Annotated in this window: 26 protein-coding genes and 3 pseudogenes; 16 read left to right on the forward strand and 13 right to left on the reverse strand. The window is 69.1% G+C overall.

The genetic code is table 11. The features are described 5' to 3' along the window. Window positions 1–618, reverse strand: a 618-nt coding sequence (locus tag ACWDYJ_RS29195; RefSeq protein ID WP_451568605.1) for a transposase, incomplete at its 3' end; no start/stop codon positions are given. Window positions 619–1043: 425 nt separating this feature from the next. Between ACWDYJ_RS29195 and ltrA the strand changes: the two genes are divergently transcribed. Beyond that, window positions 1044–2303: a group II intron reverse transcriptase/maturase gene (ltrA, locus tag ACWDYJ_RS29200; RefSeq protein ID WP_451568577.1), complete on the forward strand. Its 1260-nt coding sequence runs from the start codon at window positions 1044–1046 to the stop codon at window positions 2301–2303. An 88-nt stretch (window positions 2304–2391) separates the two neighbouring features. On the opposite strand, the pseudogene ACWDYJ_RS29205 reads toward ltrA, so the two are convergent. The 5 genes and pseudogenes from ACWDYJ_RS29205 to ACWDYJ_RS29225 all read right to left on the reverse strand — a co-directional run. Beyond that, window positions 2392–2481: pseudogene (locus ACWDYJ_RS29205) on the reverse strand (IS5/IS1182 family transposase); the annotation flags it as partial. Between the two features lie 47 nt (window positions 2482–2528). After that, window positions 2529–3023, reverse strand: a complete 495-nt coding sequence (locus ACWDYJ_RS29210; RefSeq protein WP_451568578.1) for a hypothetical protein — start codon at window positions 3021–3023, stop codon at window positions 2529–2531. 206 nt (window positions 3024–3229) lie between these two features. Further along, window positions 3230–3514 (reverse strand): hypothetical protein, encoded by a 285-nt coding sequence (locus ACWDYJ_RS29215; protein ID WP_451568579.1) that lies wholly within the window; start codon window positions 3512–3514, stop codon window positions 3230–3232. Then, window positions 3490–3804, reverse strand: coding sequence for a hypothetical protein (locus tag ACWDYJ_RS29220; protein WP_451568580.1), 315 nt, complete (start codon window positions 3802–3804; stop codon window positions 3490–3492). The genes ACWDYJ_RS29215 and ACWDYJ_RS29220 overlap by 25 nt, the downstream gene beginning before the upstream one ends. 235 nt (window positions 3805–4039) lie before the next feature. Continuing rightward, window positions 4040–5185: an alanine dehydrogenase gene (locus tag ACWDYJ_RS29225; RefSeq protein ID WP_451568581.1), complete on the reverse strand. Its 1146-nt coding sequence runs from the start codon at window positions 5183–5185 to the stop codon at window positions 4040–4042. Between the two features lie 75 nt (window positions 5186–5260). On the opposite strand from ACWDYJ_RS29225, the gene ACWDYJ_RS29230 reads away from it, so the two are divergent. The 4 genes from ACWDYJ_RS29230 to ACWDYJ_RS29245 all read left to right on the forward strand — a co-directional run bounded on the left by ACWDYJ_RS29230 (window position 5261) and on the right by ACWDYJ_RS29245 (window position 8814). After that, window positions 5261–5968, forward strand: coding sequence for a TauD/TfdA family dioxygenase (locus tag ACWDYJ_RS29230; protein WP_451568582.1), 708 nt, complete (start codon window positions 5261–5263; stop codon window positions 5966–5968). A gap of 74 nt (window positions 5969–6042) precedes the next feature. Next, window positions 6043–7278 carry an MFS transporter gene (locus tag ACWDYJ_RS29235; RefSeq protein ID WP_451568583.1) on the forward strand — a complete coding sequence of 412 codons (1236 nt, stop codon included), beginning with the start codon at window positions 6043–6045 and terminating at the stop codon, window positions 7276–7278. Then, window positions 7278–8540: an ATP-grasp domain-containing protein gene (locus ACWDYJ_RS29240; protein ID WP_451568584.1), complete on the forward strand. Its 1263-nt coding sequence runs from the start codon at window positions 7278–7280 to the stop codon at window positions 8538–8540. Before ACWDYJ_RS29235 ends, ACWDYJ_RS29240 begins: the two co-directional genes overlap by 1 nt. 28 nt (window positions 8541–8568) lie before the next feature. Next, on the forward strand, window positions 8569–8814 hold the full coding sequence (locus tag ACWDYJ_RS29245) for a hypothetical protein (RefSeq protein WP_451568585.1): 246 nt from the start codon (window positions 8569–8571) through the stop codon (window positions 8812–8814). 292 nt (window positions 8815–9106) lie between these two features. Here the strand turns inward: ACWDYJ_RS29245 and ACWDYJ_RS29250 are convergent, their stop codons facing one another. Next, entirely contained in the window at window positions 9107–11614 is a 2508-nt protein-coding gene (locus tag ACWDYJ_RS29250) for a PEP/pyruvate-binding domain-containing protein (protein WP_451568586.1), read from the reverse strand. 179 nt (window positions 11615–11793) lie between these two features. Further along, complete coding sequence (locus ACWDYJ_RS29255) at window positions 11794–12219, reverse strand: DUF3592 domain-containing protein (protein WP_451568587.1); 426 nt, start codon at window positions 12217–12219, stop codon at window positions 11794–11796. A gap of 679 nt (window positions 12220–12898) precedes the next feature. Here ACWDYJ_RS29255 and ACWDYJ_RS29260 point away from each other — a divergent pair. The 7 genes and pseudogenes from ACWDYJ_RS29260 (at window position 12899) to ACWDYJ_RS29290 (ending at window position 17715) form a co-directional block, all read left to right on the forward strand. Beyond that, window positions 12899–13201 carry a hypothetical protein gene (locus ACWDYJ_RS29260; RefSeq protein WP_451568588.1) on the forward strand — a complete coding sequence of 101 codons (303 nt, stop codon included), beginning with the start codon at window positions 12899–12901 and terminating at the stop codon, window positions 13199–13201. A 31-nt stretch (window positions 13202–13232) separates the two neighbouring features. Continuing rightward, window positions 13233–13322: pseudogene (locus tag ACWDYJ_RS29265) on the forward strand (nucleotidyltransferase domain-containing protein); the annotation flags it as partial. Window positions 13323–13389: 67 nt separating this feature from the next. After that, the gene (locus ACWDYJ_RS29270) at window positions 13390–13665 is read left to right on the forward strand and encodes a hypothetical protein (RefSeq protein ID WP_451568607.1); all 276 of its coding nucleotides are present in this window, start codon (window positions 13390–13392) and stop codon (window positions 13663–13665) included. A gap of 230 nt (window positions 13666–13895) precedes the next feature. Then, a complete protein-coding gene (locus ACWDYJ_RS29275; protein ID WP_451568589.1) occupies window positions 13896–14801 on the forward strand; it encodes an NADP-dependent oxidoreductase in 906 nt (301 codons plus the stop codon). Window positions 14802–14879: 78 nt separating this feature from the next. Next, on the forward strand, window positions 14880–15941 hold the full coding sequence (locus tag ACWDYJ_RS29280; RefSeq protein WP_451568590.1) for an alkene reductase: 1062 nt from the start codon (window positions 14880–14882) through the stop codon (window positions 15939–15941). 11 nt (window positions 15942–15952) lie between these two features. Beyond that, window positions 15953–16432 (forward strand): MarR family winged helix-turn-helix transcriptional regulator, encoded by a 480-nt coding sequence (locus ACWDYJ_RS29285; RefSeq protein ID WP_451568591.1) that lies wholly within the window; start codon window positions 15953–15955, stop codon window positions 16430–16432. A 374-nt stretch (window positions 16433–16806) separates the two neighbouring features. After that, window positions 16807–17715, forward strand: a complete 909-nt coding sequence (locus tag ACWDYJ_RS29290) for an SDR family oxidoreductase (protein ID WP_451568592.1) — start codon at window positions 16807–16809, stop codon at window positions 17713–17715. Between the two features lie 163 nt (window positions 17716–17878). Here ACWDYJ_RS29290 and ACWDYJ_RS29295 read toward each other — a convergent pair whose 3' ends face one another. Both ACWDYJ_RS29295 and ACWDYJ_RS29300 read right to left on the reverse strand, forming a co-directional pair. Beyond that, on the reverse strand, window positions 17879–18526 hold the full coding sequence (locus tag ACWDYJ_RS29295) for a DUF7019 family protein (RefSeq protein WP_451568593.1): 648 nt from the start codon (window positions 18524–18526) through the stop codon (window positions 17879–17881). 332 nt (window positions 18527–18858) lie between these two features. Then, a complete protein-coding gene (locus ACWDYJ_RS29300) occupies window positions 18859–19080 on the reverse strand; it encodes a hypothetical protein (RefSeq protein ID WP_451568594.1) in 222 nt (73 codons plus the stop codon). A gap of 169 nt (window positions 19081–19249) precedes the next feature. Between ACWDYJ_RS29300 and ACWDYJ_RS29305 the strand changes: the two genes are divergently transcribed. Next, entirely contained in the window at window positions 19250–19747 is a 498-nt protein-coding gene (locus tag ACWDYJ_RS29305; protein WP_451568595.1) for a hypothetical protein, read from the forward strand. 565 nt (window positions 19748–20312) lie between these two features. On the opposite strand, the gene ACWDYJ_RS29310 is transcribed toward ACWDYJ_RS29305, so the two are convergent. Then, window positions 20313–21164: an NAD(P)H-binding protein gene (locus tag ACWDYJ_RS29310; protein ID WP_451568596.1), complete on the reverse strand. Its 852-nt coding sequence runs from the start codon at window positions 21162–21164 to the stop codon at window positions 20313–20315. Window positions 21165–21985: 821 nt separating this feature from the next. On the opposite strand from ACWDYJ_RS29310, the gene ACWDYJ_RS29315 reads away from it, so the two are divergent. Beyond that, window positions 21986–22282, forward strand: coding sequence for an ATP-dependent DNA ligase (locus ACWDYJ_RS29315; RefSeq protein ID WP_451568606.1), 297 nt, complete (start codon window positions 21986–21988; stop codon window positions 22280–22282). Here the strand turns inward: ACWDYJ_RS29315 and ACWDYJ_RS29320 are convergent. Both ACWDYJ_RS29320 and ACWDYJ_RS29325 read right to left on the reverse strand, forming a co-directional pair. Then, window positions 22210–22954, reverse strand: a pseudogene (locus ACWDYJ_RS29320) (helix-turn-helix domain-containing protein); the annotation flags it as partial. The gene ACWDYJ_RS29315 and the pseudogene ACWDYJ_RS29320 sit on opposite strands and share 73 nt — an antisense overlap. Window positions 22955–23028: 74 nt before the next feature. Next, a complete protein-coding gene (locus ACWDYJ_RS29325) occupies window positions 23029–23397 on the reverse strand; it encodes a RidA family protein (RefSeq protein ID WP_451568597.1) in 369 nt (122 codons plus the stop codon). Window positions 23398–23634: 237 nt separating this feature from the next. Between ACWDYJ_RS29325 and ACWDYJ_RS29330 the strand changes: the two genes are divergently transcribed. Both ACWDYJ_RS29330 and ACWDYJ_RS29335 read left to right on the forward strand, forming a co-directional pair. Continuing rightward, a complete protein-coding gene (locus tag ACWDYJ_RS29330; RefSeq protein ID WP_451568598.1) occupies window positions 23635–24105 on the forward strand; it encodes a hypothetical protein in 471 nt (156 codons plus the stop codon). A 155-nt stretch (window positions 24106–24260) separates the two neighbouring features. Continuing rightward, the gene (locus tag ACWDYJ_RS29335; protein ID WP_451568599.1) at window positions 24261–24998 is read left to right on the forward strand and encodes a 4'-phosphopantetheinyl transferase family protein; all 738 of its coding nucleotides are present in this window, start codon (window positions 24261–24263) and stop codon (window positions 24996–24998) included. Window positions 24999–25040: the final 42 nt, after the last annotated feature.

Below are 25040 nucleotides of genomic sequence, written 5' to 3' on the forward strand. Positions count from 1 at the left end.
AGTGATCATCCGATCTCCTTCCCTCGCAGGCACCAAGAACCGCGAGGCCACCATCCTGACCCGGCGCTCACCGGCGTCCGTGCGAGGCGCGCTGAACCCCGGCCGCGGAGTGGTGCGGGCCGTTTCACTGTTGCACCGAAGGGTGGCTGAACCGTTGGTCACGCCCACATCAGGAGCGAGGCGAGGGTGACGGCTGCGTGGTAGGACTGTGCGGTCTTCTCGTACCGGGTGGCGCCGCCTCGCCAAGGGGCGCCGGAGCCAGGTGAGGATGGCTTTCGAGCTGTAGCCCTTGTCGCCGATGACGTGATCGGGCCTGGTCCGGGGCCGGCCGAGCCCGAGGCGGGGCACCTGAATTGCGTCCATCACGGTGGTGAACTGGGTGCAGTCGTTGGTGTTGCCGCCGATCAGCGTGGACGCGAGCGGGCGTCCGGATCCGTCGCAGGCCAGATGGATCTTGCTGGTCTTGTGTCCTGAACATGAAAGGGAGTTGGTAGTAGGACAGCTTCTGAAAATGGTGCTGTGCGAGAGATGAAGGTTTGGCCCTTCGGAGTCGCCCTGCGGGGGGAGGCTCCAAACCGCCTCATGCTGCGTTGGCTGAAGACCGTCGTGGTGAGCGATGAGGAAAAGGCGTCGAAAGAGGCGTCAGGTGGGGACTGGAAAGGCGAACGCAAGTGAATCGCTGCTGACGTGTCGAAAAAGATAAGGACGACATCGAAACCGGGGTGTGACCAGAATCCCGGGATTAGTCTGGCGAGTGCCCGTTTATTGGCCAGGTGGTGTCCGGCATGTAGGCGACGCGAGTCCAGTCTGCCGCTTTCGCATGGAACAGGAGAAGGCAGGTCCCGACACGCCCCGCCATGTCGCGGGGGAGAGGGAGTGCCCCAAGCGGCGGACACCGCAAGGGGTCGAGTACCGACGCGGGACCTGCTGGCGGACCGGCTCGTAGTAGTGACGAAGCCCCTGTAATGGGGGTGGAGCGAAGGGGCCGGGTCGTTCGTGACTGTGTTGATCACATCAACCGGGCTGCGTCCGGGAGGAGTGGGATGGGCCAGTTGAAGTCTCAGATCAAGCCGTTTGAGATTTCGAAGTGGGAAGTCAAAGAGGCGTGGGAGGAAGTCAGGGCGAACAAGGGCGCACCCGGTGTGGATGGGCAGAGCATCGAGGACTTCGAGAAGGACCTGAAGAATAATCTGTACAAGGTCTGGAACCGAATGTCATCAGGCTCGTACTTCCCACCTCCGGTGCGTGCGGTGGAGATCCCCAAGCCGCACGGCGGCGGCACGAGAATGCTCGGTATTCCCGCTGTCGCCGATCGTGTTGCCCAGACCGTGGTGGCTCGGCATCTGATGCGAAGGGTGGATCCGATTTTCCACCCTGACAGCTACGGATACCGGCCCGGACGGTCCGCCTTGGATGCAGTTGAAAGGTGCCGGGAGCGCTGCTGGAAGCGGGACTGGGTGGTGGAGTTCGACATCACCAAGTTCTTCGACAGCGTGCCCTGGGACCTGCTCGTCAAGGCTGTGGAAGCTCACACCGAGGCCGTTTGGGTGAAATTGTATGTGCGGCGGTGGCTCCATGCGCCGCTCGCCATGCCCGACGGTTCTCTGCTGGAACGGGAGTGTGGAACCCCGCAAGGGGCGCCGGTTTCTCCTGTGTTGGCGAACCTGTTTCTGCACTATGCGTTCGATACCTGGATGGCGCGGGAGTTCCCGAACGTCTGGTTCGAACGGTATGCGGACGACGCGGTCCTGCACTGCGTCACGGAGCGTCAGGCCCGGCAGGCACTGGCCGCGCTCATGGACAGGATGGCCGAAGTCGGGCTGCAACTGCACCCGGCCAAGACCCGGCTCGTGTACTGCAAAGACGGCAGACGTCGCGGCTCCTTCGAGCATACGGCGTTCACCTTCCTCGGCTACACGTTCCGAGCCAGACAGAACCGGGATCGCTACGGCAAGTCATTCCAGTCGTTCGATCCTGCTGTCAGCAGGAATGCCCTGAACAAGATGGGACGGGAAGTGTGCTCCTGGCACTTGCACACCCGCTCTGATCTTTCCTTCAAGGAGCTTGCCCGCAGGATCAACCCTGTCGTGGCCGGCTGGATCAACTACTACGGCCGGTTCAGGCCATGGGAATTGAACCCCTTCTTGATGCGTATCAACGCCTACCTGGTGCGCTGGATCCGCCAGAAGTACAAACGGCTCGCGGCTGAACGGAAAGCCATCGCGAAGATGCAGGAGATCGCCCGGCGATACCCTCGCATTTTCGCGCATTGGCGCTGCACCGTCGCAGCCGTGATGACCTGACGACAAGAACGACAAGAGCCGTGTAACGGGAGACTGTTACGCACGGTTCTGTGAGAGCCGGGAGGTGAGATTCCTCCCGGCTACTCGGCAGCCCGCCCCCGGGACCGCCCAAGGGCCGGGCTGCGGAGCCCCCTTTGCGAGCCCCGGCAGCGTGCTGGTGGGCTCGGACGATGCTGGAACCGCGATGCGAGATCACTTAGACGGCAGACCGTGGGACGTAGACCCTCAGACCCCGGCCGTGCAGAACACGCACGCCTCCCAGAACGGCAGCGCATCCAGCACTCGGTGGCGTACGCAGGAGGCCATCGCGGCCTCCTGCGGCCCGGGCAGGACGCCCGTGCCGGCCCTCGCGGTGGCAGGGTCGAACTGCTCCACCATCGCCCGGTACGTGCGCAGGTACCCCTCGGCCCGGGGCGGCTCGTACGTCAGTTCCTCCCACCGGTGACGGGACAGCGCCAGATCGAGGACACGCAGCAGGAAGTCCTTGGCCGTGGCCCGCTCCTGCGGCGTGTCCCCCCAGTCGAGCTCCGCCAGGCCGAAGCCGACCACCCCACGCCCCATCACGTTCTGGTCCTGGAGTGTCAGCAGGGCGGCGAAGCGGAAGTCCCACGGCTTGTGGGCCAGCGCGGACACGGCGAGCATCAGCACGTCCACGAACACCGCCGTGCCGCTGTTGGTCATCTCCAGGTATCGGCCGTCACCGCCGTCGAACACGTTCATGTCTCGAGAGTAAAGAGAGGGGAGGCCACACCCTCCGCTTCGTGTTCTGACACAGACCCGACGGAACACTGGCGTCCGCCCCCGCCACACTGCACGGACTGACGACGTGGTCGATCATATCGACCACGTACAACGTTTCGGCTAGCTCGCGACGCCGGCACCGCACCTCGGTAGGTGGACAGGGAGCACCATGCGGTTTGGGTGGATCAGTAGCGGTGGCCGGGCCAGTGCGGGTCCTCCCAGCGGTCGGGTCCGGTGACGCCGAGCAGCCGTATCCGCTGAAGTAGATCCTCGGATGCGCCATGGGCGCGAAGCCGGGCGGGCGCGTGGCGGACAAGCCAGGCAGTCAGCTCAGCGCGCATCTCTTCCTCGTTCTCCCACGCGCGCCGGGGGAGTTGGTCACCAAGCAGTTCGTACTCCCAGTGCGCTGCGGCTTCGGCCAGGTGTCGGTCGGCCACAGGGTCACTCAGCGCTTCCAGGTATTGAGCCACGGGCTCAGCGTGCCCGTTGCCTCGGCACTCAGGACGAGGAGGTCATGCACCGGTACGGCGGGATCCGGATCGGTGAGCGTGTGCGCCCACCAGGCCTGCAGGAATTCCTCCACTGCAGTGGCCTGCTCGGAAGGCCACTGCTGCCAGTGGCCGAGAGCGAACGAACGCCCGACCTCCTCCGTGCCGAAGAGGGGCTCGATGAGGCCGCTGACGAGGGCCGAGGCGAACTGGGGCAGGATCCGGCGCAGCACGGACGCGTGATCGCTCTGATCGGATGGGGATACCGTCACCGGATCCGGCGATCCCGACCCGGCCGGGTGGGACGTGGGACCGGAGACCGGGAGACTCAGAGCCGAGAGCACCTCGTCGCCCTTGGCGCGTACCTCGGTCATACCCGGCGCACGCGGCGAGGTCGGAAGCCTCCCCCACCTCCGACAACAGCCGCGCCGCACGAGGGCCCGAAGCCCGCAGGACAAGGACTCCCGCAGGTCGGACCTTCGCGGCCGGCTCAGCCCGCTGCGACGGTCACTCCACGGAGTCGTGGGGGTAGTGCGGTGAACGGCCCTGGTACGCGAGGATGCTGGGGTTCTGGACGACGCCCTCGCGTACCTCGAGGGCACGGTGGATGGTCTCGTCGGTGTCCCAGGCCTGTGGGTCGGCGACGATCGGCAGGTAGCGCAGGGCGGCGCGGCTCAGCTCCCAGGTGGCGGAGTCCCACAGCAGGGACGGGCTGTGGTCGACCGCGTAGTAGCGGACGTGGTCGCCGACCGTGACGAGGGGCTCGTCGAACGAGGTGGGGCGGGCCCAGCTGAAACCCATGGCCAGGTCGCAGGAGACATCGACGACGAGCGCACCGGAGGGGAACCGGGTCAGGTCGTCCTCGGTGAGGTAGACCTGCGGCGAGTCGATGTCCTGCATCACGCAGTTGACGACGATGTCGTGCTCGGCGAGGAACCCGGCCAGCGGGGCCGCGTGGCCCTGGACGGTCACGGTGCTCGCGGCCGGATCGGCGTGGTCGTAGTGGAGTTGAGCCATCCGGGCGGTGTCGCTGGGCGGGGTGACGGCGGAGCTCGGACGCTGGGTGACGACGCTCAGGTTGCGCACGCCGTGGGCCTGGAGGGCGAGGGCGGCGCCTTGTCCGGTGGACCCGTATCCGAGGACGACCGCCTTCTCCAGGGGCCTTCCCCACGCCCCGGTCCGCCCGATCGACTGCAGGGCGTGCTGGACGGAGCAGTAGCCGGCGATCTCGCTGACGCGGTGGAACACGAAGCGGTCCGTGTCGCTGCCTTCGGGCCGGTCGCGCATGGCCTCCTTGGAGATCACGGTCAGCTTGCGGTCGATGGCCAGCTGCGTCGTCTCCATGTTCTGGGCGAAGTGCGGTGCGCCCCACAGGATCTGACCGTCGCGCAGCTCGGCGAGGTCGCGGTGGGTGGCCTTGAACATCATGACGAGATCGGAGCGGCGGATGAGTTCGCCGCGGGGCAGGATGCCGGCGACCTGGGGGGCGAGCTGGTCGTCCGAGAAGCCGAAGCGGCGCCCGTAGCCCGTCTCGAGGTACATCCGACTGCGGATTCCGGCATCGATGAGCGGCAGGTGCGCGGGGTGTAAGGGGGCACGCTTCTCGTGCTTCTTGTAGGTGGAAGCGAGGACGCCAATGCTGATCTTGTTCATGTGAAGAGTCTCTTCACATGATTAACTTACCGTCAAATCCTACTAATTATCCTGGTGATGGCGATGTTAGATGACATGAGCGCTGAAGTCGCGCGCGATCTCGGCGTGCAGGGCTACGCACTGACGCGGGGCCCGCTGAGTCCCGAGGAGGCTGCCGCGCTGGCGGGAACTCTGGGCGTCCTGGTCCCGCAGAGCACCGGGGAGCTGACGTACGACATCATGGCCCACCCGGGGTTCGAGAAGGTGCGCGACACCCGCAGCGCCCATACGCTGCGGCCGCACACCGAAGCTCCGGGGCAGGACCCGCCGCCGCGCTACCTGGCCCTGCACTGCCGTGTCCAAGCCACCTGCGGCGGCGGCCAGACCATGCTCGCCGACGCGCACGCCTTCGTCGCGGGCCTGAGCAGCCAGTCCCGACGTCTGGTGCACGAGGGTGAGATGTACTGGCCGTCCTACGTGGAGACCGAGGACGTCAAGGGGCTCTGGAAGCCCCTGGTCGAGCGGACCGAGCACGGCACGATCAACCGCCTGAGCTGCACCCTCCTGCGGACCGGCGGCTATTCCGAGGACCTCGACGAACTGGCCGGCCCCCAGAACCCGCCGCTGGGCGCCGAGGGCGTGGCGCTCGCCCAGCAGGCTCTGGACTTCTTCCAGGACAACCGGATGTCGGTCCTCATCCCCGAGGACGCGATGCTCATCTGGGACAACCACCGGATGTTCCACTCGCGTTCCGCCTTCACCGATACCCGGCGCCGCCTCACCCGCTACTGGATCGCCAACTGACGTCGAGGCGCGCACCGCGGCCCCGGCCGCGGTGCGCCGCGTCCTCCTCCCACAGCACGTGCAACACGAAGGGCATGACACTGCACGCCTACCGCCGGGTACTGAGCACTCCCGGACTGCCGTCGATGCTCCTGCTCGGGTCGCTGATCAAGATCCCCTTGGTGGCCGTCCCGCTGGTTCTCACCCTGCATCTGACGACCACGCAGCAACTCGGCTACGGACAGGCCGGGTTGGTCATCGCGCTCTGGGCCGCCGGTGCCGCCGTGGGTTCGCCGTTCCAAGGGCGCCACATCGACCGGCACGGACTGCGCCCGGTGCTGGTCGTCGCCACCGTGGCCCAGGCCCTGTTCTGGGGGGCGGCGGCGCAACTTCCGTACACCGCCCTGCTCTTCGCCGCCCCGCTGTCGGGACTGGCCATCGTCCAGGGATCGACGATCTCCCGCTTGGCCATCACCGGCCTGGTGCCCGAGGAGAACCGTCACACGGCCTTCGCCCTGGACTCCATGCTGACCACCATCTCGTACCTGATCGGCCCGTCGCTCGTCGTCGCGCTGGCGACCCAGTCGTCAACCACCCTCGCCGTCCAGGGGGTCGGGCTGCTGCTGGTCGTCAACGGCGTGGCCGTGATCGTCCGGAACCCTCGCCCGCAACCCCGCGACGAGAACCGGTCGTCCGGCACCCCACCGGCTCCGTTGCCCCCCTTGCCCCCGCTGCGCCAATGGCTCAACCGGGGACTGGTCGCGACCTGCGCGTGCGCGCTCGCTGCCGGGATGTTCTCCTCCGGCGCGGAGCTGGCGATCATCGGAGCTCTTCGGCAGGACGACCAGACGGCGTGGCTCGGCCCCGTCCTGGTGGGCGTCAGCCTGTGCTCGATGGCCGGAGGTCTCGTCTACGGGAGCATGTCGCGCCGCCCCCCGGCGGCGGTGATCGTCGCCGCCCTCGGCGCCGTGACGATCCCCGTCGGCCTCGCGGGCGGTGTTCCCTGGCTGGCCGTGGCGCTGCTCCCCGCCGCCCTGCTGAACGCACCGGCCTTCGCGTCCACCGCGACCGCCGTCAGCACCTTCGCCGTGAGCGGGGCCCGGGCCTCGGCCCTGAGCCTGTACTCCACCGCGACGGCCGTCGGCGCCGCGATCGGCGGGCCGGTCGTCGGCGTCGCCCTGGACCACGGGGGCGCGTCCTGGGGCTTCGCCGCCGTCGGCGCCTTCATCCTGCTCGTCTCCCTGCCGGCCGGGCCCGCGATGCGCCCGCGTTCGCAGGCCGAATGTCCCTCCTCCGGCACTTCTGCCCACCTTGAGAAAGAGAGCTTGTGATGTCCGCCGTGCCACACGTCGTCCTCATCGATCCCTACATCCCGGCCGTGCGGCTCGCCGAACAGTTCCGGGAGGCCGGGGCGGCGCTGATCAGGGTGCAGAGCACCAAGGAGGTGCCTGGCGTCTACCAGTCCTCGTACGTGCGGGAGGGCTATGTGGACACCATCGTCCACGAGGACCTCGCCACGACCGTCGAACGCCTCGCCGCGTACGCCCCGGTGGCCGTCGTGGCCGGTGGGGAGATCGGCGTCCCGCTCACCGACGCGCTCAGCTCGGCACTCGGACTCCCCGGCAACGGTGTGGAGTTGAGCGAGGCCCGGCGCGACAAGTACGTGATGATCGAGACGATCAAGCGGGCCGGTGTTCCCGGAGCACGCCAGCTGCAGGTCACCGACGAGGAGCAGTTGGCGGCGTGGCACCGTTCCCTGGGCGGCCGCGTCGTCGTGAAGCCGCTCCGGAGCTCGGGCAACGACCACGTCTTCTTCTGCGATACGCCCGAGGAGTCCGTGGCCGCGTACCGGAAGACGGCCGGGACCGTCAACGTGTTCTCCGAGCGCAATGACGGGATGGTCGCGCAGGAGTACCTCTGCGGCACCGAGTACATGGTCAACACGGTGAGCCGGGACGGTCACCACCGGGTCTGTGAGATCTGGCGGACCACGCGGCTCGCCGTCAACGGCGTGTCGGACCTCCTCGACGGCATCTACCTGATGGCCCGGCGCGGTGAGGTGCAGGACCAGCTGGCCGAGTACGCGGAGCGGGTGCTCGAGGCACTCGGCATCCAGCACGGTCCCGCGCACCTCGAGGTGAAGCTGACCAACGACGGGCCGAGGCTCGTCGAGGTCGGCGCACGCCTCTCCGGCGGCAGGCTGCCCCAGCACGCGCAGCTCGCCATCGGCGAGTCCCAGCTCGACTGGACGGTGCGGGCGTATCTCGACCCCGACGGCTTCCACCGGATGGCCGACGAGGACTACCGGCGCACGCGGCACGTCGGTCACGTCGCGCTGATCTCGCCGGCCGAAGGGGTGCTGCGGGAGTACCGCGACCTGAACGCGATCCGGCGCCTGGAGAGCTTCCACGACGTCCAGGTCTACCTCCAGCCGGGCGACCGGATCTCCCGCACCGTCGACGACATGACGTACGCGGGATCCGCGCTCTTGGTGCACGAGACGGAGGAAGTGGTCCTGCGCGACGCCAACACCATCCGGTTCCTGGACGGACCCGGCTTCTACGAGATCGACCCGGAGGACGCCGGGGCCTGACTGGCGGCGCCGGTCAGCCGCGATGCCGTTGTCCCGGGCAAAGCGCACGGCGGTACTGACGTCCTGGGGAGTCTCGCTCTCCTCCGCCTGGGGCAGCCGCGAACTCCTGGACGTCAGCCTGGTCAGCCAAGAGCTGGTCGCGGAGGTCAGCGCGGACACCGCGATCGACCGAGGGGCGTGGCGGCATCCGCTGCGTTTCGTCCGGCTGCGCTTGGACGTCACGGTGGGCGACATGCCGAGGTTCGGGGAAGGCGTTCAGCCCTCGAGCGGCTGAGTCCGCCGCTGCCGGCGGTGGTGCGGGAGCGCGGGCCGGCACGACGCCGGCAGAGCCACCGCCAAGCTAGCGCGTAAGCCTCAGCCCCCGATAAGGAGGACGGCCTCGGGACCGGTGGGGCTCGCATGGTGAGCCGACCGTGACTGTGTGTTGTTGCTGATGCGACTGGGGCCTTGTGCGTGGGGTGGTCAGTGCAGTCCAGCGGCCGCCCCGCGTGGCGCGTCCAAGGGGGCGGCCACGGGGGCAACGACCGCCGGGGCGGCGCGGTGCTGGCAGCGCCGGGCTCGGCGCTTCAGTGGCTCGGGCGGAGGACCAGACCGTGGTCGCCGTCGACGCGGACCCGCTGGCCGTCGGTCAGTTGCCTGGTCGCGTCGGCGGCGGCCATGACCGCGGGGATGCCGTACTCGCGGGCGACGATCGCGGCATGGGAGGCCACACCGCCCGTGTCGGTGACGACGGCGGCCGCCCGGCGGAAGAGCGGCGTCCAGGCGGGACTCGTGTAGGAGGCGACCAGGACGTCACCGTTGCGGAGGGCGGCGAACCCGTCCGGGCCGTGGATCACTCGCACCGGTCCCTCCGCGGCACCGGCGCTGCCCGGGGTTCCGCGCAGCAGGACGTCGGCGCGGGTCGCACCGGGCGGCTGAGCGGGGGCGAGCGGGACGAGCGGTGTCCGGGCGAGGGCGGCACGCGTGGCCTTGCGGCGGGTCGCGAGCTCGCGCAGCTCGGCGGCGAATTCGGGCGCGGGCGGCCAGGGCCCGATGGATTCGAGTTCGTCCAGGTGCAGGTGGAAGACGTCCTCCGCGGCGTCGAGTACCCCGGCTGCGACGAGCCGGTGGCCCATCTCCAGCAGCGCCTGCCGCATCGCGGGCAGCGGCAGCATCGCCAGGAACCGTGTGTCGTCGCGGATCTGCTGGAACCAGCGCGCCTGCCGCAGCATCACACGGACCGCCGACCGCAGCGGTCCCGGCCCCCAGCGGAGCATGGGGTGGCGGAACAGGGTCTGTTCGGCCTGCTCACCGGGGTGTGGGCCGGCCGGCGGCGGGTCCTGGGAGGCGAGGCCCTTCAGCATGCTCAGGACGACGTCCGGCCTGTCGCGCCAGGTCCCCGGCGTGAGCAGCAGCGGTGTCGCCGTGTCGCGGTGCCCGTACAGGTCCAGGAAGCCTTCGAAGTCGGCCACGAAGCCGGGAGCCGACTCCCGCATGCTGGTGTTCAGCGCCTCGTACAGCTCGTCGGCGGTGTGCCGGGCGAAGGCCTCCGAGAGCTCCGTGTCGGCTCGGATCGCGGCCGCCAGGTCCTCCAGCGAACGGTTCGCATCGGCGGTCAGGGTGTTCACACCCGACAGCAGCGCGCCCATGAGCCGGCGCCGTCGCAGCGCGGACAGCGTGAGATACAGCCCGGCCAGCGCCAGCAGGGTGCGGGGGAAGTAACGCAGCCGCAGTTCCAGCAACGGCGCGGCGATCCAGGGCCCTTCCTTCAGAACGGTCAGGAGTTCCGGCCAGGAAGAGCTGCCGATGCCCCGTCCGCGGAGTTCATCCGCGCGTCGGCGCATGGCCCCGATGAGCGGATCGGACGTCCACCGGGCCGGGTCGTGGCGGCGTGCCGCGCGGACGAGACGGACGGGCGCTGTCACCAGCCGCCAGGTGGGCCTGGGCAGCGGCATCTCCACACGGACCGCCACGCCGGAATCCTCGGCGAACATCCGGGACGGCGGTGGAAGGACCATGCCGGTCGCGTTGACCACTGCTTTCTCGAGAAGCCCGAGCAGCGGTGCCAGCCACGCGGAGATGTCGATCGGGTACGGGCGGACCGGCAGGACCTCGCTGAGCATCGCGGTCGTCATCCGCTGGAAGCGGATCGGCAGGCGCGGCAGGCCCTCCAGCCGCGTCCGCTCGGGCAGCGCGGTGATCGGGCGGGTCTGCAGGACGTACAGTTTCCCGTCGGCCCACGCCCATTCGATGTCCTGCGGTCGGCCGAAATGCAGCTCGACGTCCCCGGCGACGTCAATGAGTTGCCGTACCACCGGCGCGGGCAGAGCGGCGCCCGCCGGGTCCCCTGTGACCTGCTCGGTGCCACCGCCGGGACGAGGGCGGACGACGACCTCGTAGTGTCCGGCGCTGCGGCCGACCATCCTCGAGCGCCGCGTGTCGACGACGATGTGTTCGGGCGAGACCAGCCCGGAGACCACCGCCTCGCCGAGCCCCGGGCTCGCGTCGATGACCAGCGCATGCCGGTCACCGGTGACGGGATCGCTGGTGAATGCCACCCCCGCGAACTCGGCGTCGACCATGCGCTGCACAACGACCGCCATCCTCACCCGGCCGTGGTCGATGCCGCGGCCGGTTCGGTAGTCGACCGCGCGGTCGGTCCACAGCGAGGCCCAGCAGCGGACGACCGCGTCAAGGACGTCCGGGTCGCCACTGACGTTGAGGAAGGTGTCCTGCTGCCCGGCGAACGCAGCCTCCGGCAGGTCCTCCGCGGTAGCGCTCGAACGCACTGCGACCGCCCCGCCGCCGAGATCCCGGTAGGCCGTGCGCACCGCCTCCGCCACCTCGTCCGGGACGCCGGCACTCACCACGGCCTCGCGGACCGCCGCCGGACCGCCGGTACCGAGCCGACTGAGCTCCGGCGGCCGGTACGCCGCTGTGGTCACGACGAAACCCGGAGGTACCGCAAAGCCCGCGCGGACCAGCTCCCCCAGGTTCGCACCCTTCCCGCCCGCGACCCCCAGGTCGGTCGCGCCCAGCCGCCCCAGCGGGACGACGAGGCCGACTGCACTCACCGCGCTCGCGTCCTTGTCCATGCCGCGCTCCCTCCCCGCGGACGACTTTCGTCTGGACCACCAAGCCTGGCACCTGAGCCCACAGTGCGCTCCCAGGAGGCAGCTGTGGGCCGCAGCCCATTCGACCAGTTGGGCTACTCCGGCTTCCGTCCATCGGTGGTGTCAGGAAGTGTGCTGCGCCGTCAACGGCCGGAAGCAGGTCAGAGAGTGAGCAGTCGGACGAGCAACACCGTCAGCGTGCCCGCTGTGAAGAGCGATCCCACGATGGTGAACACCAGGTCGACCGTTGTTACGTCCCATCCCTGGATCGCAAATCGGCGGGGGTCTTCGGGGTCGTATCGGACTACGGCAAAGGTACCCACTCCGAATGCGCCCGCGACGGAACCGCGTCCGAACCTGGATGCGTACTCGCACTCGCGGCCGTCCCGGGTCGTCCACGCTGCGACCGGGTAGTGGAGGGTGGATCCTTCGTCGTCTCGCCTGGTCTCGTGGCGGACGATCCGCCCCTCAGCGGTGACACCGGCGCGACGGAGCGCGCCGGCGCGGCGGAGTCCGTACACACCGAAGCTGAGGAAGACCACGCCGATCGTCAGCGGGATGAGCGAGAAAAGCCATACGCGTTCCATGTCTGGTGCGACGCGTGAGCGGGGGTGTCGGTTGCGAGTGAGACGGATGTGACAGCCGCCTTCCCCCATGCACAGTCCGCCCTGGGTCTGTCCTGCCGCGTAACGGCATCGCAGTGCGGGCCGCCACCTCACCGGTGGTGGCCCGCACTGCTTCCCTCACTTCTGGCCGGTATCCGCTGTCCATACCGCCGGCCGTCGCCGCGCCACTCGGGCGGCGAGTGGTTTGGGTGTGGGGTCAGGGGAGGGCGATGGTGCGGGGTGATTCGGCGGGCCAGGAACTGGCGGTTGGGGTGGTGTCCGTGTTGTTGGCGGGGGTTGTGGTGGTGGTGAGAAGGCGGGCGAGGAGGAGACCGGTGGAGGCCTCGCTGAGAGCTGCGGCGGTCCGCGTGAGTCGGCGGTATTGGTCGGTGGGCAGGGCCAGGGCGACGTATGTGGCGTCGCGGCTGCTGTCGTGTGGTGGGTGGGGTGTTTGTCGTCCCTGTGGGTGGGTGTGGTGGAACGCTGGGTGGGGGCGTGTCGTGTCTGGCTAGGCTCGGTGGATGCCGTCGTTTGCGGGTGATCCGCGTCATGAGCGTCTCGTCGCTGTCTCGGTGCCGTTGTTGCGTCGTTCGTGTCCGCCGGGCGGGGTGGCTTCGGCGGGTCGTATGAGCTCCGGCTTGGTGTTGATGAGGCGGAGGAGTTGGGCGGGGTCGATCTGATCTGTTCGGCGTTGCGGAAGGTCGGCCGGTCTTTGGGGTGGTCGCGGTTGCAGACGTTTGGTGGTTCCTTCCCGCAGGTTGCGGTGGCGGGTGTGGTGGACCGGCGGGAGATTCCCGAGGAGTTCGCTGCGGCTGTCGAGGAGTGTGAGCTGGAGCGGGGGAGGGCTTCGGCGGAGGTGATCGGGGGGACGTGGCGGGACGGGAAGCCGCGTGCGGTGCCGGGTTCTGTTCTCGTGGTGGCGCAGGAGTTCCGCGCCGCCTATGCGGAGGGCGCGGCCAGGTGAAGCGTGAGCGGGCGACGCGTCTGCGGCGGACATGATCACGCGGCTTGAGGGTGGCGGTTGGCCGCTGGGCCTGGTGGAGGAGGTGTACGTCTTCGGGTCGTACGCGCGTGGTGCGCTGGAGCCGAACGACGTGGACGTCGTCATCGAGCCGCCCCCTCGGACGCCGACATCCGGGCCTGGTGCCCGGCATGGCCGGCGGCCCAGGCTCCTGCCAAGAAGCCGGCGGCGAAGAAGACGGCCGACCGCAAGTCCCGCAGCGCCTGAGTGCTGGACTGGGCAAGCACCAGATGGTGCCCGGCTGGCCGTACTCGATCGTCGCCGCGCTGGAGACCGGCCGGACCTCGTGGACCGCGCTGCTGGACGCGATCCGGCTGGAGGAGGGGAACGCGGAGCCGGAGGCTGCCCGGGCGGCCAACCGCGAGCTGACCCGGGCCCTGAACCGGAACGGAGCCGCGCACCGCTAGGGTCTGGCGGCCCGGTCGTCCGGCTTCCGGTAGAGGTAGCCCCTGGGCCGCGCAAGGCGCGCTCCGGCGGGGCGCCTCCCGCTTCGACCGCCGTCCCGAGGGGACCGACGCGACCGTGGCCGATCTTGCGCGGCCTGAGCGGCAGCAAATACTTGGCTAGCCACATGTTTGCTGTTACGTTGATTATGTGTCTAGCCACCTAAATGCGTGGTGACACGAGAGGAGCCGTTATGAAAGCCATCCTGTTTGACCGTTTCGGAGGCACGGAAGTGCTGCGCGAGGCGGACATCGAGGTCCCGCAGCCCGGCCCCGGGCAGATCCGCGTCCGCGTCAAGGCAGCCGGGCTGAACGCGCTGGACGGCAAGATCCGCTCCGGAGCACTGGAGGCTGTGTTCCCCACGCCGCTCCCCTCCGTCCCCGGTCGCGAGCTCGCCGGCGTGGTGGACGCCCTGGGGGAGGGTGTGCGGGACGTGCGGGTGGGTGACGAGGTGCTGGGCTGGTCGGACACCGGCTCGTACGCCCAGTACGCGCTGGCCACCATCGTGGCCCCCAAGCCCGCCGGCCTCGACTGGCAGCACGCGGTCGCGCTGCCGGTGGCGGGCGAGACGGCCGAGCGGGTCCTGAACCTTCTCGGCGTCACCGCCGGGGAGACCGTGCTGATGCACGGCGCGGCCGGAGCGGTCGGAACCCTGGCGGTCCAGCTCGCCACGGCCGGCGGAGCGCGTGTCATCGGCACCGCCGGCCCCGCCAACCAGGAATACCTCGCCTCGCTCGGCGCCACCGCGACCGTTTACGGCGAGGGCCTGGTCGAGCGGGTCCGGGCGCTCGCCCCCGGCGGCGTGGACGCGGTGTTCGACCTGGCAGGGAAGGGAGCCCTTGAGGACTCCATCACCCTGCGGGGCGGCACCGAGCGCATCGTCACCATCGCCGACTTCCGCGCGCACCAGCTCGGCATCACCTTCGCCAACAGCCCCCAGGAACGCTCGGCCGCCCGCCTGGCCGCCCTGGCCGAGGACGCCGCGAGCGGCAAGGTCGTCACCACCGTCACCGCCTACCCGCTCGCCGAGGCCGCCACGGCCCAGCAGGTCAGCGACGCCGGGCATGTCCGGGGCAAGCTCGTCCTCACCCTCGACTGATCACGCCTGCCACTGCACCCACCACACCCGCCTCTATCCCGATGACCACCTGGCCATCACCGCACCGAAGGACCGCGCATGCTGAACTCCCTGTGGACACCGACCACCGTCGGTGACATCTCCCTGCCGCACCGCCTGGTCATGGCCCCCATGACCCGTGACCGCTCGACACCTGAAGGCGTACCGATCGAGCTGAACGCCGAGTACTACGCCCAGCGGGCCTCGCACGCGCTCATCATCACCGAGGGAACCCAGCCCTCCACCGACGGCCAGGGCTACCTCCTCACCCCCGGCATCCACAATGACGAGCAGATCGCCGGGTGGCGCAAGGTCACCGACGCCGTGCACGCGGCCGACGGCCGGATCGTCATCCAGCTGATGCACACCGGACGCATCTCCCACCCTGACAACACCCCCCACGGGCGCCAGCCGGTCGCCCCTTCGGCGATCCGGCCGCAGGGCATGATGTTCACCGCGTCCGGGGCCCAGGAGATGCCGACACCCCGTGCTCTGTCGACGCAGGAGGTCGCGGCGACCGTCGAGGACTTCCGCCGCGCCGCAGCGGCTGCCGTCGCGGCAGGCGCCGACGGCGTGGAGATCCACGCCGCCAACGGCTACCTGGTGCACCAGTTCCTGTCCGGCAACACCAACCAGCGCACCGACCGCTACGGCGGTTCCCTCGACAACCGCATCCGCTTCGCCGTCGAGGTCGCCGCTGCCGTGGCCGACGAGATCGGCGCCGACCGCACCGGCCTGCGCATCTCCCCCGGCAACCCCTACAACGACATCGCCGAGTCAGACACCGCTGAGCTGTATCCGGCGCTCATGCGCGCGCTCAGCCCGCTCGGCCTCGCCTACCTCCACGTCCTCCACGCGGGCGACGACGCGCTGCTGGGCACCCTGCGCGCGCTGTGGCCGACCACGCTGATCCTCAACCGGGCCGGCACCGACCTGCCCACCCGCGCCAAGGACATCGACAACGGCACGGCCGACCTTGTCTCCGTCGGCGCCCTCGCGCTCGCCAACCCGGACCTGGTCGAGCGGCTACGCTCTGACGCGCCGCTGAACACCCCCGACCCAGCGACCTTCTACAGCGGCGGAGCGGCTGGCTACACCGACTACCCCACCTACACCGTCTGAGGAACCGCATCATGCCCGCCCCCACACCCCGCATCCCCACTACGGCCAGCGAGGGGCAGATGAGCTACGCGATCTTCGAGCTCGCCCGCGCTCACCGGGCCCGCGCCGCCGCCATGCTCCGCGAGATGGACCTGCATCCCGGACAGGAACTGCTGCTGATGCACCTCCTTGACCGGGACGGCCAGACCCAGTCCGAGCTTCTCGAAAGCGTCGGCCTGGACCACTCCACCGTCTCCAAGTCCCTACGCCGCATGCAGGACGCCGGCCTGCTCATCCGCGAGCCGGCCGAACACGACCGGCGTGTCATGGTCGTCCACCTCACCGACAAGGGTCGTGCCATGCGCGAGCCCCTGGCAGCCATGTGGCGGGCCCTGGAGGAGACCTCCGCGCGGAACCTGTCGGCGCAGCAGGCGGAGTCCTTCGTCCGCACCGCTTACGCCATCGCCGACGCGATCAACAGCCGCCCTCTTCCGCGGGAAGAGTCCGAGTAACTCCTCTCGGCTTGCCACCCCCGTATGTCAGGGAGAACGGGGTGAGCGGGGCCTCAGCGTCAGGGGGAAGCGCGAGCCGTCCCGGTGGAAGCAGGACGGAACTCATCCGGGGGAAAGGGCAATACCCCCGCGGGGCCGGCGAGCGCTTCCCCGTCGCCGGCCGGCTGTACATCGAGGACGGACGTATCAGTCGCGTCCGGGTCACCTCAGACCTCGGCAAGATCCTGCAGGCCGGCGGTGACGGGCGCCGCGGATCCGCCCACCCCAGGCCCGCCCCCTGAGCGTCCCGGGCCGACGGCGCCCACGTCCGCGGCCACCACTGCCCCGCCCACCCCATCCCCCCACTACTGACCTGATGGAAAGTGAGACTCCCCATGACCACCACTCTCCCCGTCCTCGTCGTCGGCGCGACCGGCTCCCTCGGCGGCAAGGTCGTCGACGAACTGCTCAAGCGCGGCAAGAACGTCCGCGCCCTGGTCCGGCCGACCACCGACGCGAGCAGGCTCGAAAGCCGGGGCGTCGAGATCGCCCGCGGCGACATGCTCGACCTCGACTCGCTCGTCGCCGCCATGAACGGCGCCGATGCCGTCATCACCACCGCTGCCGGCTACACCCGCGGCGGCAAGAACGCGCACGACATCGACACCGTCGGCAACGCCCACCTCGCCGAGGCCGCCCACCGCGCCGGCATCCGGCGGTTCGTCCTGACCAGCATCCTCACCAGCGATCAAACACCCCATGTCCCGCACTTCTGGCACAAGAAGGTCGCCGAGGACAAGCTCGAACAGCTCGGCGTCCCGTTCGTCGCACTGCGCCCGGGGGCCTTCCTCGACCAGATCGCGACCATGGCGGGCGACCCGATCGACAAGGGCCGCCTGATGTGGATCGGCAAGACCACGGTTCCGCTGACCTTCGTTCACGCCTCCGACCTCGCGGCCTACCTGGCGGCCGCCGTCGACGCCGAGGCCGACAACGGTGAGCGCATCGACATCGGCTGGGACCGTCCGGTCAGCATGCGTGAGGTGGCCGACCTGATGGGCAACCGGGCCGGAAAGAAAATCAAGGTGTGGGCCATCCCTTCCGCCGCCGCCCGCGCCGCAGGAGCCGTCGCCGGCCGCTTCATGCCCTTGGTCAAGGACATGGCCGCGATGTTCGGCTGGTTCGACAGCGGCCGCTACGTCGCCGACCCCCGCCGCCAGGAGCAGCTGTTCGGCCCCGTCCCCACGGCCGAGGACGCCCTCGGCCGGTACACCGACGAGCTGGGCACGGCGCGGCACCGGTGACCGGCCCGCGTCCCGGTCCCGCCGCCCGGGCGGGGGCCAACCGATGAGTGCAGGAACCGCTGTGACAGATCGCCACACGTTCCTACCGCACTCGGAATGGGACCTGCCGGGCCGGCTGCAGCCGGGCTTCAGATACGCCAGAAACCCGCCACGGGGTGATCTTTCAGAGACAGGCTTGCCGCCGAGTAGCCCACAGAATTGGCAAGGGTCCTGAGCGCAGCTTCCGCTGGTCAGTCGTCCCGCTGCGCCACGTACAGCGGAGTGCCGACGACGACGTCCGGGCGAACCCCACGACGTCATACATCGCGGACACACTCTCTGACGCCTGGTAGTCAGGCTCGTACCCCTGCACGTTCAGGGGTTCCTCCGGTGCCTCTCGCCGCAAAAGGCGGAACAGGGACGGCAGAGTGGAGGAGGAGCCGCCGATCGCTTCCTTCGGTCGACCACCGATGAGGTGGTGGCTCGAGCCGATGAGGGCCACCAGGGTTCTGCCAGCTTGCCCCACCATGAAGAGCGGCCCCCCGACCTGGCCGTCTACTTCCTGGTAAGTCGCGGTCCGTAGGTTGAGTTCGCCCCTGAACCAGGAGTCTGGCTCCGTCATCCACGTGATCTCGTAGTTCCGATCGAGGTACTCCTCGACGAGTTCCAGACGACTGTAGAGAGTGGCTTCGGCCTGGGCCTTCTGCACAGACAGGGCGAGGATCTCCAGGTGGATCTTTGCCTCGGCAGCGAGCTTGGACAACAGCTTGGGAGGGATCTGATCGAAGAGCATCTGCACCTTGGTTTCGGACACGTACTCGTAGTACCGCACATCGGCACCTCCTCCCTTGCTCGACCAGGCCAGTTGGACGGCACAATACGAGGTTCTGGGCGCTTGAGATCTCTCCGACACAGCCTCAACCCGTGGGCCAGCGTTGGCGGGACAACATAGCCTCAGCCTCCGGGCCGCATCGGTTGGCTTTGCGACCCCGCGCTACCGCGAGGTCTTGCCCTCATACGCCGACCCCACCGCGATCACCCGATTCCGCGACCGGCATGCGCATGCTCAGCGAGCACGACGAACAGACCGTCGCGCCCCCGGCGTGGCAGGCGACCCGTCAAGCATCCAAGATCATCCCGTGGCGGGTTTCTGGCGTATCCGGGTCATGCCCCGCGTACGGACGCGCGGGGCTTCTTCCGCCCGGTGAGGGCGTCCACCTGGTGCGGGGTGAGGACATTGAGGCGTGGGGTGACGGTGTACGCCTCTGGCGGGACGTGCCGCAGGACGAGAGGGCCGCCTATGTCGGGGTCGACGCGGGCGTGGTCGAGGGTGGCGTCGAGCCAGTGGCGGGTACAGGACGCCGCGTACGACGAAGCCGCCGCCACGATGTCCAGCCCCGGCCGACACGAGAAGTGACGGTCACAAGGACCAGTCGCTCGACAGCCTGCTCCTCAGGTCTACCTCAAGTCCGGTTTCAGATGGTGCCAGTGAACGCAGAACTCGACCGTGACAGGGTTGGATTGGGGGACTGTCCCCGCATGGGCGAGCGCCATCTTGACCAGCGGCTCGCTGTTGCTCGGCTTCTACATCCTCCTGCGTGACCGACGCAAGGAGGAGACAGAGGAAGCCCGCAAGCTCGTCTTCAGCACGAACACGCCCCACGGCGGCGATCCGCACGTCGCCCGAGTGACCAACGTGTCAGACCGTCCCTTTCTCTCCGTCGGCCTGTTCAATGCTGATCAGTGGCGCACTGATCAGCAGACCGGAGAGGACCCGGAAGGGCCGCTCCTGCCGGGCCAATCCAGGGAGTACACGCATAACGGTTCGGGCTCAGGTGCCCTGGCCGCACGCTTCCAGGACGCGGACGGCCAGAACTGGGTCAAGGTCTTCGACAGCCATCGACTGATCCGAGCCCCGGCAGACAGCGTGATCGCGCGGCATTTCGAGCGTCGCCTGGCGAGCAAGATACGACGGACCGACCAGCATCTGATGTCGCCCACGCCCAGCCACTGGGACCGCGTGACGTACCGACTGCGGCATCCGCGGCAGTGAGCTTCGCCGCTACGGAGTTCTCGAAACCGTCGCACAAGGCCATCGCCAAGGCGCGTCGTCGTACGAGACGCCGTCCACGGGCCGTACGTGGTCCGGCGCGCGCACCCGGACCCGGTACTCGGCCGGCTCCAGAGAGTCCCCGGGCCCGTTCTTCCAGACTGGGAGGGTGACCTCGTACCTCCAGCCGTCGCGCAGCTGGCGCCGGGACCAGAGCGCCGCGACGACCTCCTGGTCCCCGGGCAGCGGGACCCGGTTTGCTTCGTTGTTGGCCAGGGGCCGGTGAACAGAGCAGCTCACGGGATGGCGTTGCTTCGTAGTTGGCCATTTCGTTGACGGGTAGTTGGTCAGCGTGTAGACGGTGTAGTCACTCAGGGTGGTTTCGGGGTCGGGTGCGGATCCTTCTGAGTACGGCATGCCATAGCCGCGAGGTGGCCTCCCGACCTGCACGGTTCAACCGCTCGGGGCTTCCCTGAGCAGGGGGCCCGGCCTCGGCGTCAGGAGTGTGGGCGACGGAGCCGAGATCCGGTGCTTCGGTCGTCTGTGTCCACGTGTATTGACGTCCCTCTCAGCGGAAGTCCGCCGCGTGGTCCACCGCCCACTCCCGGAAGGATCGGGCCGGGGTGCCCGTGATGCGCTCCACCTCATCGTTGACCGGCTCCGGATTGTCGAGCATCTCCGCCTGGGCAGGCAACACGGCCTCCACCAGCTCTGCCGGGTAGCCTGCGGCCTTCATCTGCTCGATGGCTTCGTCCAGTGAGACCTCCTCGAACCGTACCGGCCGCCCGATCGCGTCGCTGATCAGAGCCACCTGCCGTTCCTGGGTGATCAGTTCGAGGCCGGTGATCAGGGGGCGGGCGCCGAGCAGGGCGTCGGTCGTCAGAGCCTGAACGGCGACGGCAGCAATGTCCGCCTCGTGGATCAGCGGGCGGGCCAGCCTTGCCAGCGGCGCCCGTACCGCACCGGTGGTGCGGACCTCCTCCGCCCAGCCCAGCGTGTTGCTCGCGAACCCGGTGGGCCGCAGCGCCGTCCACTCCAGGCCCGATGCCTCGATCAGCCGCTCCAGCTCCGTGTGGAACATGGTGATCGCCTCGCCCGGCTTCTCCTTCTCGCTCCCGACCCCGGCGGATGACAGGTACACCACCCGTCGGGCGCGCTTCCCGATCGCGTCGATCACGTCCGACGCGCCCTCGGCGCTCAGGAACGGCCACACCAGGAAGACCGAATCGACGCCCTCCAGAGCCGTGTCCAGCGACGCGGGATCACCGAGATCGCCGCGTACCGCCTGCACACCCTCCGGGAAGTCCGCCTCCCCTCTCACCAGCGCCCGCACGGGCACGCCCGCCGCGTGCAGTTGGGTCACCACCGCGCCGCCGACCTTTCCAGTCGCGCCGGTCACCAGGATCCTGGACTGTGTCATCGGAAACTCCTCGTCTCGCGTTCGATGACACGACTCTCGTACATCAACCAAGGTTCAGGTCAAGCACCGGTCGGCCAGAACGGCCGTCAGGTGCTGTGCCAACTTCCGAAGCGAGATCGGTCACGGGTGTCACTGGCCAACTGGCGATCAAATAGGCCAACTACGGTGGCGCTCAGTGCCACATCTGGTGACACAGCGAGGCGGCGGCGGGGCTGGTGATGTCGTGGGCCGCGCGGCACAGTTCCTTCATGTCTCCGGCACCTGCCCGGGGTGCGGGCTGGACCGGGAGGTGCGGCGCCGGGTACTGCGGCCGCGCCTTCGCCGTGGCTTTGGGCTTCGCTGTGGGGTGCGGGGCCCGCTTGGGGGCGCTTTCGCGGTCCGCTACGGCGGGCGGTGGGGCCGAGCCGGTGGTCTTGCGCGGGAGCGGTACCGGCCGGGGTGGCGGGCGCAGGGTCGGGCAATGGGGAGAGCGGCAGTGCTGCCCCGGGATCGGGCCACCCGGTCCGGGGGACGGGCGGGTGCTTGTGGTCCGCTGGCACCGGGGCGGAAGTTGTCCCGGAGGGCGGGTGGGGGAGGGGTGGATGGTGACGCATCCGGAGGGCGCGAGCAGGGCGGCGAGGAGCAGAGGAAGAGACCAGCAGCGCATGAAGACCACCGTGCCGCACGCAGGCCCGAGCGCGCACCAGACGGCCCCGCCGCCCCCTTGGATGGATGATGCGTCTGGGGCCCCGTCGGGCCGTGCCCATGCGGTCAGGCTGACCCTGGAAGGGGGGCGACCGTGAGGAGGCCCCGGGGTGACGTTGCAACCGCCCATTGAGCTGATGCCGGCGCAGGCTGCGGAGTCCGTGCCGGGCCCGGCCGCGCTGCGCGCAGGGGTGGCCTACGAGCAGAAGCTGGACGGCCACCGGGCACTCGTCTTCACCGCGACCGGCCCGGGTGGGCGCGTGATGGTGCAGACCCGCCGCGGGTCGCTGGTCCAGGACCGTTGGCCGGACCTGGTGCCGGCCGCCGAGAAGCAGCTGCCGCACGGCCTGGTCCTCGATGGCGAACTGGTCGTCTGGGACGCGGAGGCCGGCCGGTTGTCGATCGCCCGGAGGGTGTCGTCGCCGATCGAATAGCAGCCGTGGAAGTAGGTCACGCCGTGGGTGCGGTGGTAGGTCACCGACACCCGGTCCGGGCGGCTGCGCTCGGCCCAGCAGGATCCTGCCGTGGGGCGGATGCCCAGCGGGCCGAACTCATCGAAGGCAAAAACGCGGTCAGGGAAGTGCGCGATGACGTGCTCGATCCGGTCGAGCTTGGCGTCCCGCTCGGGATCGGTGGACTCCTTCCAGGTCTTGGTGCGCTGGAAGGTCACCCCGCGGCGGGCGAGCAGGCACCGCAGCGCCTCGCGGCCGATGGGATCGTGCGGCCGTGGACGCGGCGCAGGTAGGCGGAGAGTTTGCGCAGTGACCAGCGGGTGAAGGGCTGGCCGAGCTTGCGCGAGCGGGGGGTGGCCGTCTGGATGACGAAGTCCTCGTCGTCACGACTGAGCAGGCGAGGACGGCCTCCCGCCCACTGAGGGTCCAGACAGGCCAGCCCGATCCGTTGAAGCGGTGGATCACGTCCCGGACGGTGTCCTCGTCGGCCTGCACCAATTGGGCGATCACCGGTACACGGTTCCCGCCGGCTGAGGCCAGCAGCATTATCGCGCGCCGGTAGCGCACCGAACTGGTGCTGCCCCGGTGCACGATCTGCTGCAGCCGCTGTCCCTCCTGGTCAGTCGGCCTGCGGACCTTCACCGGCTCTGCCACCGCGCCTCCATGCGCCCGATCGGATGTGGTCCCTCTATCCGATCGGGCCCTGAATGCGTCCGGGAAGCCAACGCTCAGGCAGCTGCGACCGCTTCGATCTCCAGCAACCAAGCCTCGTCGTAGATGCCGGTGATGATGACGGTCAGGGCGGGACTATGGTTCCCCAGGACTTCGTGGCGGATCTGTGCGTTGGCCTCCCGGTAGCGCCGGTCGGACAGGAACACGGTGACCTTCGCCAAATTAAGCACAGTCATGTCCGCTGCTTCCAGCACCGACAGTACGTTGCGCCAGGCCAGGCGGCACTGGCCGGCGAAGTCATCCGGGACGTGACCATCGTTGTCCTCCGGGATCTGGCCGCTGATGAACAGCAGCCGTGCGGCGTCGGCGACCAGAGCGCCCTGGCCGTAGGACCGTTGCTGTGGATCGATCGTGGTGATCTGCACGGCAGGCACGATAGGCGGGTTGGTTCTACGGGGCGAACGGGTTTCCACACGGCGGCCCCAACGTAACCAAAGTTCGATGCTCAACAGGCAAGTACAAGTTCAAGGACCGCCAGAAGAACTCGCGCCACGCTGGGAAGCACGCTGTGAGTCCGCGCGGCATGAGCGGCGCCAGGGCAGGCGCCGAGCGGCAGGCCGGGGGCCGGGCCGGAGTACGAACCGGTCTTCACCGACCGGCTATTGGCGACTCCAGTCCACCTGCGCACCGGCCTCACCCACGAGGCTCTCGGCGTGATCTACGAGGTGGGCTCCTCCAGCATTGGCCGCGCGATTAGCGAGATCCGCCGGCACCTGGCGGAGCGCGGATTCGAACTGCGCGACCACGGCCCGTCCGGCCCCGCGCAAGGAGCGGGCCCCTCCACGCACGGGGAGAGTGCTGGCACCTTGGCTGCTTTACACCCAGTCCCCCTCCGGAGCTGCTGCCCGGAGTACCGCGCCCCGCGTCCTCCATCAACGGTTCGCCGTGGGGCACGAACACTGTCTCCACCTCCAGCGCGGCCAACCGTCGGAAGGAAGCGATGGCCTCCTCCCTGTCCACGTAGAACGGACCAGGATCGCCCGGCCCTCCGCGGTGGCGACGATGTCACCTGGAAAAAATGTGGGCGGCAGACGGCCGCGAGGCCGACCGCTACGCCTGGCTGGCGTCCTTGATCAACTGCTCGATCACCTTGCTGAGCGAGGGGCGTGCGGCTGCGGCGGCTTCCTGGCGCTGCAACTCCGCCTTTTGCCCCTGTCCGCGATGCCTGCGCTGGTGGCGCCGGGGTGGGGTTTTAGAATGGTTTTAATGATTTTCGTATGCTTTGTGGATGATGGCGGGTGCGGTGCATTGGCCGGTTGAGTTGAGGGACGGGGGGTGGGAGCGGCCGCCGACGACGGCGGGGGCACCAGGGCTGTGGCTGGTACGGGCACAGGAGTTCAAGACGGTCGTGGCCCGGCTGGCTGATTCGGTGCTGGATGGGGTCGAGAAGGAGCGCGCGGCGGCCTTGCGGGCGGCCGGGGACAGGGAGACGTATCTGGCGGGGCATGTGGGACTGCGGCTGCTGCTGGGCGCGTACCTGGGTATCCCGCCCGTCGATGTCCTGCTTCAGCGGCTGCCGTGTCCGTTGTGCGGGCAGCCGCATGGGCGCCCTGTGGTGGGCGGCAACCCGGTGCACTTCTCGCTGTCTCACAGCGGCGGGCTGTGCCTGCTCGCGTTCGCGCGCACGCCGGTGGGCGTGGACATCGAGGCGGTGCCGTCCCTTGAGGTGGCGCAGGAGGTCGGGGGGTGTCTGCATCCGCGGGAGGAGTCGGAGCTGAGGGGGCTTCGCGCGGTGGACAGGCCGGCGGTTTTCGCCCGGGTCTGGGCGCGTAAGGAGGCCTATCTGAAAGGGCTGGGGGTGGGACTGGGGCGCTCCATGTCGCTGGACTACCTGGGTACGGCACCGGATGCGGTGGCGAAGGTGCCGGGCTGGACGATCGGGGATGTGGCTGTGGATGACGGCTATGCCGCCGCGGTCGCCGTTGAGGCCGAGGTGGTCGTTTCAGGGCTGGGGGACCGGTCGTAGCGGGGATGGGTTCTGGGCTGGAAACCGTTCGGGGCGGCGGAT

The sequence above is a fragment of the Streptomyces sp. NPDC003042 genome (genome assembly GCF_053591315.1).